Below are 11,368 nucleotides of genomic sequence, written 5' to 3'. Positions count from 1 at the left end.
CCGAGATGGTGATGCCGGGCGACAACGTGACCATGGACGTCACGCTGATCGTGCCGGTGGCCATGGAGGAGAAGCTGCGCTTCGCCATCCGTGAAGGCGGCCGCACCGTCGGCGCCGGCGTCGTCGCCGCCATCAACGACTGAAATCCCGCAGGGCTCGGTGCGTCGGCCGACGCGCCGGGCCACCACGTCGGTTCGATCGATCTGCGCCGGTCCCCGTTTCGACGGAGGCCGGCGTCGTCGTGTCAGGATCGCGAACCGAAGCCGGCACGAGGCCGGTTTTTAGCCCGCCGCCTTCTCATAGCCCTAGCAAACCTCTTGCAAGCGCCGCCGCGATCGGGCATTGGGCGGGACGCTAGGAGTGTAGCTCAACTGGTCAGAGCGCCGGTCTCCAAAACCGGAGGTTGCGGGTTCGAGTCCCTCCACTCCTGCCAGATATCTCACTCACCCCCGCGCGGTCGCCCGGTCGACAAGCCGGCGGAGTTGCGCTAGAGCGGGCGCAATCCGAGATCTGAAGCGACCGTCGGTGCGGGCCCGTCCAGGCCCTAAGCGCCGGATGTTCGCGTTCCCGGAAACAGGCCCTGCCTCGGGCCCGCGCACGCAAATAACACTGGCGCCATGGCATCGAACGAAGCGACCAAGAAGGTGGATGTGGCGCGCGGCGCGGCTCGCGGTCCCGCGAACACGCCGCCGGCCCGTCCGGCCACGCCCGCCAAGGTGCCGCAGAAGCGCGTGACCCCGGGTGAGTTCTTCTCCCAGGTCCGCGACGAGGCCCGCAAGGTCACCTGGCCGTCCCGCCGGGAGACCACCATCACCACCATCATGGTGTTCGTGATGGTGGTGGTCACGAGCCTGTTCTTCACGGTGGTCGACCAGGCCCTGCGGTTCGTGGTCGGCTTGGTGCTCGGCCTCTAAGGGGGCGATATCGATCGGGGGCGACCTCGCGGACTTGTCGGAGTTGAACGGAACCGTGTCGAAGCGCTGGTACATCGTCCACGCCTACTCGAACTTCGAGAACAAGGTCGCGCAGTCCATCAAGGACCAGGCGGCCCAGCGCGGGCTGACCGAGCTGTTCGACGAGGTGATGGTCCCGACGGAAAAGGTCGTCGAGGTGCGCCGCGGCCGGAAGGTCGATGCCGAGCGCAAGTTCTTCCCCGGCTACGTCCTAGTGAAGTGCGACCTGACCGACGAGGTCTACCACCTCATCAAGAACACCCCGAAGGTCACGGGCTTCCTCGGCGCCGACAAGTCGAAGCCGGTTCCGATCCCTGACGCCGAGGCGGAGCGGATCAAGGGCCAGGTCGCCGAGGGCGTCGACCGGCCGAAGCCGTCGATCGCGTTCGAGATCGGCGAGACCGTCCGGGTCGCCGACGGCCCGTTCGCGAGCTTCAACGGCACCGTCGAGGAGATCGACGAGGCCCGCTCCCGCCTCAAGGTGGCTGTGTCGATCTTCGGCCGCGCCACCCCGGTGGAGCTGGAATACGCCCAGGTCGAGAAGGCCTGAGGCTTCAAGGAATTCGGCGGCCCGTTCTTCGGCCGCCCACGCTCTTCCGGCCGGCGCTGCGCGTCGGTCGCGAAGCGGCCGTCCCCGTTAGGAGGCGGTCTCACACGCGGGAGATCCGCCCGGCCTCGCCTCCGGGATCCACGGATCGCACCGCGACCTGCAATCGTCCGACCCGCCCGCGCTTAGGCAGCCCGGCGGCGGACGCAGTTTTGGGAGATATCCCATGGCGAAGAAGATCACGGGCTACGTGAAGCTTCAGGTCCCGGCCGGCGCGGCGAACCCGTCGCCCCCGATCGGTCCCGCGCTCGGTCAGCGCGGCCTCAACATCATGGAGTTCTGCAAGGCCTTCAACGCGAAGACCGCGCAGATGGAGAAGGGCACCCCGATCCCGGTGATCATCACCGCGTATCAGGACCGCTCCTTCACCTTCGAGATGAAGCAGCCGCCGGTCACCTTCTTCCTGAAGAAGGCGGTCGGCCTGAAGATCGGCAAGAAGCCGGCTTCCGGCTCGAAGACCCCCGGTAAGGGCCCCTCCGTCGGCAAGATCTCCGAGGCGCAGCTGCGCGAGATCGCCGAGAAGAAGATGCCCGACCTCAATTGCGACTCGGTCGATGCGGCCGTCGCCATGATCCGCGGCTCTGCCCGGGCCATGGGCCTCGAAATCACGGCCTGAGGGAGGACATCATGGCACGCGAAGGAAAGCGCATCCGCGCCGCCCGCGAGGGCATCGAGGTGACCAAGCTCTACCCGCTCGATGAGGCGATCAAGCTGGTCAAGGAGCGGGCGACCGCGAAGTTCGACGAGACCATCGAAGTCTCGATGAACCTCGGCGTCGATCCGCGTCACGCCGACCAGATGGTCCGCGGCGTCTGCAACCTGCCGAACGGCTCCGGCCGGACGGTCCGCGTGGCGGTCTTCGCCCGCGGCGCCAAGGCGGACGACGCCAAGGCGGCGGGTGCCGACATCGTCGGCGCGGAGGATCTCCTGGAGATCGTCCAGAGCGGCAAGATCGAGTTCGATCGCTGCATCGCCACCCCGGACATGATGCCGCTCGTCGGCCGTCTCGGTAAGGTGCTGGGCCCGCGCGGCCTGATGCCGAACCCGAAGGTCGGCACCGTCACCATGGACGTGAAGAGCGCCGTGGCCGGCGCCAAGGGCGGCTCGGTGGAGTTCCGCGTCGAGAAGGCCGGCATCGTCCATGCCGGTGTCGGCAAGGTCTCGTTCGACGCCGACAAGCTCGTCGAGAACATCAAGGCGTTTGCCGACGCGGTCGCCAAGGCGAAGCCCGCAGGCGCCAAGGGAACCTACGTCCAGCGCATCGCCGTCACCTCGACGATGGGCCCGGGCGTGAAGGTTGAGCCGAGCACGGTTCTGACCGCCTGAGCCTCGACTCATCGCACTTACGAAGCGCCCGGCCGGAAACGGCCGGGCGTTTTTTTGTGGGTTGCCCCGGTGCAAAAGCCCGTTGCGGACAAGACGCTGCCCTTTGCCGGACGCCTGGAACGAGAGTGGAAGGTGATCCGGGACCCAGCGGAAGAGTCGCCGCGTAGCGGCTCTTTAGCACCGCCCTTCACGTCATTCTCAACCGTTAAGGGGGGCGCCATTCTCTACGGCTGTGCTAGATAAGCCCTCATGCGCAGCACTGTCTCCGTCACGACCCGCCGACGCATCCTGTGCGTCTTCCCCGCCTACACGCCGTCCTTCGGCACGTTCTCGCACGCCTACCCGCTCATGGGTGGCGTCAAGGCGTTCATGCCTCCGCAGGGGCTCCTGGTGATCGCGGCCTACATGCCGGAGAGCTGGGAGTACCGCTTTATCGACGAGAACATCCGGCGCGCTTCCGCCCAGGATTTCGCCTGGGCCGACGCCGTGTTCGTCTCCGGGATGCACATCCAAGAGGGCCAGATCCACGATATCGGCCGGCGCGCCCATGCGGCCGGCAAGGTCGCGGCTTTGGGCGGCCCCTCGGTATCCGGCGCCCGCGAGAAATACCCGGATTTCGATTACCTCCATGTCGGCGAGATCGGCGACGCCACAGACCGGCTGATCGAGCGCCTCGACGCGGACGTCGCCCGGCCGCACCAGCAGGTGGTGTTCGAGACCGCCGAGCGGCTCGCCCTCTCGGACTTCCCGGCCCCGGCCTACGAGGCGGCGCCGCTCAAGCGCTACCTGATCGGCTCGCTGCAATTCTCCTCGGGCTGCCCGTATCGCTGCGAGTTCTGCGACATCCCGCAGCTCTACGGCCGCCAGCCCCGGCTGAAGAGCCCGGAGCAGATGTGCGCCGAGCTCGACGCGATCATCAGCCAGCCCGGGCATCCGGCGGTGGTCTATTTCGTCGACGACAACTTCATCGCCAACCGCAAGGCGACCCGCGAGATGCTGCCCCATCTCGTGGAATGGCAGAAGAAGAACAACTACCCGCTTCAGTTCGCCTGCGAGGCGACCCTGAACATGGCCAAGCAGCCCGAGATCCTCGAGCTGATGCGGCAGGCCAACTTCATGACCGTGTTCGTGGGCATCGAGACGCCGGAGGAAGACGCACTTAAGGGCATCGACAAGACCCACAACGCCGCCGTGCCGATGTACGGGGCGATCGAGACCCTCAATTCCTACGGGCTCGAAGTCACCTCGGGCATCATCCTGGGGCTCGATACCGACAGCGACAAGTCCGAGCAGAACCTGATCGACTTCATCGACAAGTCGGCGATCCCGGTGCTGACCATCAACCTGCTCCAGGCCCTGCCCAAGACCCCGCTCTGGGACCGGCTGGAGCGCGAGGGCCGGCTGGTCCACGACGCGGCGCTCGAATCGAACGTCCTGTTCAAGCGTCCGCACGACACCGTGGTATCGAGCTGGCGCCGGGCGATTGCCCATGCCTACGAGCCGGAGCAGCTGTTCGCCCGGTTCAAGCACCAGTGTGAGACCACCTACCCGAATCGGATCGTGACGCCGACCAAGGGCAAGCTCACCTTCACGAACCTGCGCCGCGGCCTGATCCTCGGCTTCAACATCATTACGCGGGTCGGGCTGCTCTCGGATTACCGCAGGCCGTTCTGGAGCGCCGCGGGCTACGCCCTGAAGCGCGGGCAGATCGAGGCGGTGTTCAACATGGGCTTCGTCGCCCACCACCTGATCCGCTTCACCCGAGAAGCCCTGCGGGGCGAGCACAACGCCTCGTTCTACGCCGCCAAGGCCGCGGAGGCCGAGGATGCGCAGCGGCGCTCGTGGTGGGAGAACGCGCGGCGCAAGCTGGTGCCGGAGCGCGAAGCGGCCTAGTCTGGGGCCGAATGCCTCGGCAGCAGGGAAGCCGCGTCATGGCCGATATCGACCTGAGCCCGGATCTCGACCGCTTCGTGCGGACTCAGGTTGCTGCCGGCCATTTCCGCGATGCGGCCGAGGTCGTAGCGGCGGGATTGCGCCTCCTTGAGGATCGGCTCGCCGTCGAGTCGTTCAAGCATCGCGATGCCGTTCTGACTTCGATTCTCGCCGCCTTCGACGATCCGCGGCCGGGCGTTCCTGCAACAGTGGTCTTCGACCGACTGGAGGATCGGCACGCCCACCGGGTCACGGCCGGTGACAAAGCTTAAGGTCACGCTTCAGGCGCAAGCCATTGCGGATCTCGAAGCTCTCTACGACCACATAGCCCAGGACAGCCCAGACCGCGCGATCGCCTTCATCCGCCGGATCCGCGAACGCTGCGAGCGTCTGTCCCAAATGCCGAGGGCGGGCCGGGCTCGCGACGATCTGCGGATCGGCCTTCGGCTCGTGGCGTTCGAGCGTCGTGTGGTGATCGCTTATGCGTTGCGCGAAAACCGTCTCGACATCCTACGTGTTCTGTATCGTGGGCGAGACGTCGACGCGCTGCTTCGTGAGGCTGACGAGGGCGAGTGAGGGAGACATGCGTCCCAAGCCGATCTCCCCCGCCAGCCCTTGCCTGCGGCGGAAAAGTCGCGCTTCGGCTCTTGGCAGGCGGCTTGCTAGCCTCTATACACCGCGCCTTACGCATTTCATCCTCACGGAAGGAGACGGCCAATCGGCCGGTTTCCGCATGAAATGTCGCCCGGGCAACCGGGTGGCAATGGCCGGCAGGATCCAGGGGGTGATGAGCCCCGCGGAGCCTTGTCCGGCCATGTCCTGTCCGAGACTGCAGGTGCCGGCTCGCCGGCTTAATCCACGCCCAGCCTGCACAGACGGGGAAGACCGAACTTAGGAAAAACCTCGCTTCGGCAAACGCCGAGGAGGGGTGTCGGTTTGAACCAACTCACCCGAAACGACCCTCCGGGGCCCGTGCGGGGACAGGGCCGCGAAGCGTCGTTCGGACGTTCCCGGTCTCTTGAAGGCCGAGACCACGTCCGGGCGGCATGTGCAACCGGCGGACCCGATACCGGGTTCCGCCAACCGGAGAGAGCCCAGTGGACCGGACAGCAAAAGCTGACCTCGTCTCGACGCTCAACGGCGTGTTCAATCAGAGCGCCGTCGTCGTCGTGGCCCACTACAAGGGCCTCACGGTCGCCGACATGCAGAAGCTGCGCTCGCAGATGAAGCAGGCCGGCGCCACCGTGAAGGTCGCCAAGAACAGCCTCGCCGGCATCGCACTCGATGGTACGGACGTCGCCTCCATCAAGCCGCTCCTGAAGGGCCCGACCCTGCTCGCCTATTCGGGCGATCCGGTCGCCGCCGCCAAGGTCGCGGTGGATTTCGCCAAGACGAACGACAAGCTCGTGATTCTCGGCGGCGCGATGGGGAAGACAACCCTGAACCCGGACGGCGTGAAGGCTCTCGCCTCGCTCCCGTCCCTCGACGAACTGCGCGCCAAGATCGTGGGCCTCGTACAGGCGCCCGCGACCAAGATCGCCCAGGTCGTCAATGCGCCGGCGGCCAAGCTCGCCCGCGTGTTCGGGGCCTATGCCACCAAGGACGAGGCCGCCTGAGGCCCTTCAAAAACCATTCGTTCGAACCGATATCTGAGAGGAATAGAAAATGGCTGATCTTGCCAAGCTCGTCGACGACCTGTCCTCGCTGACCGTTCTCGAGGCCGCCGACCTGGCCAAGCTGCTCGAAGAGAAGTGGGGCGTCTCGGCTGCCGCCGCCGTCGCCGTCGCTGCCGGCCCGGCCGCCGGTGGCGCTGCCGCCGCCGTCGAGGAGCAGACCGAGTTCACCGTCGTGCTTGCCGCCGCTGGCGACAAGAAGATCGAGGTGATCAAGGAGGTCCGCGCGATCACCGGCCTCGGCCTCAAGGAGGCCAAGGACCTGGTCGAGGGCGCTCCGAAGCCGGTCAAGGAGAGCGTCACCAAGGACGAGGCCGAGAAGCTCAAGGCCCAGCTCGAGAAGGCCGGCGCCAAGGTCGAGCTCAAGTAAGTCGACGATGGGCCGGTTCCGGCCCATCGCCCCACGGAGGTCCGCTTCGGGCCTGTCGTGACTGGAGCCCGCGGGTGCAGCACCCGCGGGCTTTAGGCCGCTTCGGCGGACGGCTCCGGACGGGAGCCTAGAGAGATTCGGTTCGGTGGCGCGGTCCGGCGGGGCGCGCGTTACGGCCCGGCGCGGGAGGTCCCTTTCGGGAACGCTTCCCCGGGCGCGAGGCACGCGGGATGGAGCGAGTTCACATGGCCAACACGCTGGTCGGTCGCAAGCGCATTCGGAAGTTCTTCGGCAAGATCAAGGAAGTCGCCGAGATGCCGAACCTCATCGAGGTTCAGAAGGCATCCTACGATCAGTTCCTCATGGTCGACGAGCCGGAGGGCGGCCGCGGCGATGAAGGCCTCCAGAGCGTGTTCAAGTCGGTGTTCCCGATCTCGGACTTCGCCTCGACGGCCCTGCTCGAATTCGTGCGCTACACGTTCGAGCAGCCGAAATACGATGTCGACGAGTGTCGCCAGCGCGGCATCACCTTCGCGGCGCCGCTGAAGGTGACGCTGCGGCTGATCGTGTTCGATGTCGATCCGGACACCCAGGCCAAGTCGGTCAAGGACATCAAGGAGCAGGACGTCTACATGGGCGACATGCCCCTGATGACGGAGAACGGCACCTTCATCGTCAACGGCACCGAGCGCGTCATCGTCTCGCAGATGCACCGCTCGCCGGGCGTGTTCTTCGACCACGACAAGGGCAAGACCCACTCCTCGGGCAAGCTCCTGTTCGCCGCCCGCATCATCCCGTATCGCGGCTCCTGGCTCGACGTCGAGTTCGACGCCAAGGACATCGTGCACGTCCGCATCGACCGCAAGCGCAAGCTGCCGGCGACGTCGCTGCTCTACGCGCTCGGCCTCGACGGCGAGGAGATCCTGGCGACCTTCTACAACCGCGTGGTCTACGATCGCGATGGCGCCGAGTGGCGCGTGCCGTTCGACCCCGAGCGGATGAAGGGCATGAAGGCCACCGTCGACCTGATCGACGCCGATTCCGGCGAGGTCGTGCTCGAGGCTGGCAAGAAGCTCAACGCCCGCAACGCCCGTCAGATCACCGACAAGGGCACCAAGTTCCTCAAGGCCACCGACGAGGATCTGGTCGGCCAGTACATCGCCGAGGATCTGGTCAACGCCGAGACCGGCGAGATCTGGGCCGAGGCCGGCGAGGAGATCTCCGAGAAGCTCCTGAAGAGCCTGGAAGAGGTCGGCATCACCGAGCTCCCGGTGCTCGACATCGACCACGTCAATGTCGGTCCCTACATCCGCAACACGCTGGCGGTGGACAAGAACTCCAACCGCGAGGGCGCGCTGTTCGACATCTACCGGGTCATGCGTCCCGGCGAGCCGCCGACGCTCGACACCGCGGAAGCGATGTTCCACTCGCTGTTCTTCGATTCCGAGCGCTACGACCTCTCCGCGGTCGGCCGCGTGAAGATGAACATGCGCCTCGACCTCGACGCAGCCGACACGGTCCGCACCCTCCGCAAGGAGGACATGCTGGCGGTGGTCAAGGCGCTGGTCGAGTTGCGCGACGGCAAGGGCGAGATCGACGACATCGATCACCTCGGCAACCGCCGGGTGCGCTCGGTCGGCGAACTGATGGAGAATCAGTACCGCCTCGGGCTGCTCCGCATGGAGCGCGCGATCCGCGAGCGCATGAGCCAGGTCGATATCGACACGGTGATGCCGCAGGACCTGATCAACGCCAAGCCGGCGGCGGCTGCGGTGCGCGAGTTCTTCGGCTCGTCGCAGCTCTCGCAGTTCATGGACCAGACCAACCCGCTCTCCGAGGTGACGCACAAGCGCCGCCTCTCGGCGCTTGGCCCGGGCGGTCTGACCCGCGAGCGCGCCGGGTTCGAGGTGCGCGACGTGCACCCGACCCATTACGGCCGCATCTGCCCGATCGAGACGCCGGAAGGCCCGAACATCGGCCTGATCAACTCGCTGGCGACCTTCGCCCGGGTGAACAAGTACGGCTTCATCGAGACCCCGTTCCGCCGCGTGCGCGACGGCGTGGTCACCAATGAGGTCGCCTACCTCTCGGCCATGGAGGAGGCGAAGTACTACGTCGCCCAGGCCAACGCCCAGATGGACGAGAACAAAAAGCTGACGGAAGACCTCGTGGTCTGCCGCCGGGCCGGCGACGTGATCGTCGTGGGGCCTGAGCGCGTCGATCTCATGGACGTCTCGCCCAAGCAGCTCGTCTCGGTGGCCGCGGCGCTGATCCCGTTCCTCGAGAACGACGACGCCAACCGCGCCCTCATGGGCTCGAACATGCAGCGGCAGGCCGTGCCGCTGGTGCGGGCCGATGCGCCGTTCGTCGGTACCGGCATGGAAGCGGTCGTTGCCCGCGATTCCGGCGCGGCCATCGCGGCGCGCCGGTCCGGCATCGTCGATCAGGTGGACGCCACCCGTATCGTCATCCGGGCCACCGAAGAGGCTGACGCCACCAAGCCGGGCGTCGACATCTACCGCCTGCAGAAGTTCCAGCGCTCCAACCAGTCGACCTGCATCACGCAGAAGCCTCTGGTCCGCGTCGGCGAGCCGGTAAAGAAGGGCGAGATCATCGCCGACGGTCCGTCGACGGAATTCGGCGAGCTGGCGCTGGGCCGGAACGTGCTCGTCGCGTTCATGCCGTGGAACGGCTACAACTTCGAAGACTCGATCCTGCTCTCCGAGCGGATCGTGAAGGATGACGTGTTCACCTCGATCCACATCGAGGAGTTCGAGGTGATGGCCCGCGACACCAAGCTCGGGCCGGAGGAAATCACCCGCGATATCCCGAACGTCTCCGAGGAAGCGCTCAAGAACCTCGACGAGGCCGGCATCGTCTATATCGGTGCCGAGGTGAATGCCGGCGACATCCTGGTCGGCAAGATCACCCCGAAGGGCGAGAGCCCGATGACGCCGGAGGAGAAGCTCCTGCGCGCCATCTTCGGCGAGAAGGCCTCGGACGTGCGCGACACCTCCCTGCGGGTGCCGCCGGGCGTCACCGGCACGATCGTCGAGGTCCGCGTGTTCAACCGGCACGGCGTCGACAAGGACGAGCGCGCCCAGGCGATCGAGCGCGAGGAGATCGAGCGGCTCGCCAAGGACCGCGACGACGAGCAGGCGATCCTCGACCGCAACACCTACGCCCGCCTGGCGGACGTGCTGATCGGCCAGGCGCCGGTGGCCGGCCCGAAGGGCTTCAAGAAGGACACCACGCTCACCCGTGAGCTGATCAACGACTACCCGCGCTCGCAATGGTGGCAGTTCGCCGTCATCGAAGACCGTCTCATGACCGAGATGGAGGCGATGCAGAAGCAGTACGACGAGTCGAAGAAGCGCCTCGAGCAGCGCTTCCTCGACAAGGTCGAGAAGCTGCAGCGCGGCGACGAGCTGCCCCCCGGCGTCATGAAGATGGTCAAGGTCTTCGTGGCGGTGAAGCGCAAGATCCAGCCGGGCGACAAGATGGCCGGCCGTCACGGCAACAAGGGTGTCGTGTCGCGGATCGTGCCGATCGAGGACATGCCGTTCCTGGAAGACGGGACCCATGCCGACATCGTGCTCAACCCGCTGGGCGTGCCCTCGCGCATGAACGTCGGCCAGATCCTAGAGACCCATCTGGGCTGGGCGGCCGCGGGCCTGGGTCGCAAGGTCTCGAAGGCGGTGGATGCCTATCTTAAGTCGCACGACATCGCGCCGCTGCGTCAGGAGATGGAGGCGATCTACTCGCCGGGCGAGCTCGACGGCCTGACCGACGAGGAGCTGGCCGAGGCCGGCAACAACGTCCGTCGCGGCGTGCCGATGGCGACGCCGGTGTTCAACGGCGCCAAGGAGGCCGACATCGAGCAGATGCTCGAGATGGCCGGTCTCGACCGCTCGGCGCAGTCGACGCTCTACGATGGCCGCTCCGGCGAGCCCTTCGACCGCAAGGTGACGATGGGCTACATCTACATGCTGAAGCTGCACCACTTGGTGGACGACAAGATCCACGCCCGGTCGATCGGTCCGTACTCGCTCGTCACCCAGCAGCCGCTGGGCGGCAAGGCGCAGTTCGGCGGTCAGCGCTTCGGCGAGATGGAGGTCTGGGCGCTGGAGGCCTACGGCGCGGCCTACACGCTGCAGGAGATGCTCACGGTGAAGTCGGACGACGTGGCCGGCCGCACCAAGGTCTACGAGGCGATCGTCCGCGGGGACGACACCTTCGAGGCCGGCATCCCCGAATCGTTCAACGTGCTCGTCAAGGAGATGCGCTCGCTCGGCCTCAACGTCGAGCTGACGTCCTCCAAGAAGGCCGCGAACGATCAGCTGGAGCCGCCGGCCGACGCCGCCGAGTAGCGGGGTCGCGACAACACCTCCCGTGGCGGCATCGAGCCGCCACGGTCGAGCGGGGAGGGGCGGGGCCTCCGGGGTGACGACGGCCAGCGGCGCCTGAGCAGGGCGCGGCGCCGGATCTTTTTCAGGACACGGGGGCC

General features: G+C 66.6%; 10 protein-coding genes, 1 tRNA gene and 1 pseudogene. All 12 read left to right on the top strand.

The features are described 5' to 3' along the window. Positions 1-143, top strand: a pseudogene (gene tuf, locus MKK67_RS02900) (elongation factor Tu); the annotation flags it as partial. Between the two features lie 213 nt (positions 144-356). Then, positions 357-433: transfer RNA gene (locus MKK67_RS02895), tRNA-Trp, on the top strand. Between the two features lie 184 nt (positions 434-617). Beyond that, positions 618-914: a preprotein translocase subunit SecE gene (secE, locus tag MKK67_RS02890; RefSeq protein WP_007566058.1), complete on the top strand. Its 297-nt coding sequence runs from the start codon at positions 618-620 to the stop codon at positions 912-914. A 55-nt stretch (positions 915-969) separates the two neighbouring features. Next, positions 970-1,503 (top strand): transcription termination/antitermination protein NusG, encoded by a 534-nt coding sequence (gene nusG, locus MKK67_RS02885; protein WP_007566056.1) that lies wholly within the window; start codon positions 970-972, stop codon positions 1,501-1,503. A 223-nt stretch (positions 1,504-1,726) separates the two neighbouring features. After that, positions 1,727-2,176 carry a 50S ribosomal protein L11 gene (rplK, locus tag MKK67_RS02880; protein ID WP_243962137.1) on the top strand — a complete coding sequence of 150 codons (450 nt, stop codon included), beginning with the start codon at positions 1,727-1,729 and terminating at the stop codon, positions 2,174-2,176. Positions 2,177-2,187: 11 nt separating this feature from the next. Then, positions 2,188-2,886, top strand: coding sequence for a 50S ribosomal protein L1 (rplA, locus tag MKK67_RS02875; protein ID WP_058194670.1), 699 nt, complete (start codon positions 2,188-2,190; stop codon positions 2,884-2,886). Between the two features lie 249 nt (positions 2,887-3,135). Next, a complete protein-coding gene (locus MKK67_RS02870; RefSeq protein WP_243962136.1) occupies positions 3,136-4,779 on the top strand; it encodes a B12-binding domain-containing radical SAM protein in 1,644 nt (547 codons plus the stop codon). A gap of 38 nt (positions 4,780-4,817) precedes the next feature. Then, positions 4,818-5,090, top strand: coding sequence for a type II toxin-antitoxin system ParD family antitoxin (locus MKK67_RS02865; RefSeq protein ID WP_243962135.1), 273 nt, complete (start codon positions 4,818-4,820; stop codon positions 5,088-5,090). Continuing rightward, a complete protein-coding gene (locus tag MKK67_RS02860) occupies positions 5,077-5,394 on the top strand; it encodes a type II toxin-antitoxin system RelE/ParE family toxin (RefSeq protein WP_243962134.1) in 318 nt (105 codons plus the stop codon). The genes MKK67_RS02865 and MKK67_RS02860 overlap by 14 nt, the downstream gene beginning before the upstream one ends. A 521-nt stretch (positions 5,395-5,915) precedes the next feature. Beyond that, entirely contained in the window at positions 5,916-6,434 is a 519-nt protein-coding gene (gene rplJ / locus MKK67_RS02855) for a 50S ribosomal protein L10 (RefSeq protein WP_007566048.1), read from the top strand. Positions 6,435-6,483: 49 nt separating this feature from the next. After that, positions 6,484-6,861: a 50S ribosomal protein L7/L12 gene (gene rplL, locus MKK67_RS02850; protein WP_243962133.1), complete on the top strand. Its 378-nt coding sequence runs from the start codon at positions 6,484-6,486 to the stop codon at positions 6,859-6,861. A gap of 245 nt (positions 6,862-7,106) precedes the next feature. After that, positions 7,107-11,231 carry a DNA-directed RNA polymerase subunit beta gene (rpoB, locus tag MKK67_RS02845; RefSeq protein ID WP_243962132.1) on the top strand — a complete coding sequence of 1,375 codons (4,125 nt, stop codon included), beginning with the start codon at positions 7,107-7,109 and terminating at the stop codon, positions 11,229-11,231. The last annotated feature ends 137 nt before the right edge of the window (positions 11,232-11,368 follow it).

Origin of the sequence: Methylobacterium sp. J-072 (genome assembly GCF_022829425.1) — a bacterium.
Taxonomy (GTDB): Bacteria; Pseudomonadota; Alphaproteobacteria; order Rhizobiales; family Beijerinckiaceae; genus Methylobacterium.
The sequence above is the reverse complement of the archived record's forward strand: the minus strand, read 5'-3'. Positions and strand labels throughout refer to the sequence as shown.

Coding starts and splice junctions, on each gene's coding strand:
- secE (WP_007566058.1), top strand. CDS start 618: ATGGCATCGAACGAAGCGACCAAGAAGGTGGATGTGGCGCGCGGCGCG.
- rplK (WP_243962137.1), top strand. CDS start 1,727: ATGGCGAAGAAGATCACGGGCTACGTGAAGCTTCAGGTCCCGGCCGGC.
- rplA (WP_058194670.1), top strand. CDS start 2,188: ATGGCACGCGAAGGAAAGCGCATCCGCGCCGCCCGCGAGGGCATCGAG.
- MKK67_RS02870 (WP_243962136.1), top strand. CDS start 3,136: ATGCGCAGCACTGTCTCCGTCACGACCCGCCGACGCATCCTGTGCGTC.
- MKK67_RS02865 (WP_243962135.1), top strand. CDS start 4,818: ATGGCCGATATCGACCTGAGCCCGGATCTCGACCGCTTCGTGCGGACT.
- rplL (WP_243962133.1), top strand. CDS start 6,484: ATGGCTGATCTTGCCAAGCTCGTCGACGACCTGTCCTCGCTGACCGTT.
- rpoB (WP_243962132.1), top strand. CDS start 7,107: ATGGCCAACACGCTGGTCGGTCGCAAGCGCATTCGGAAGTTCTTCGGC.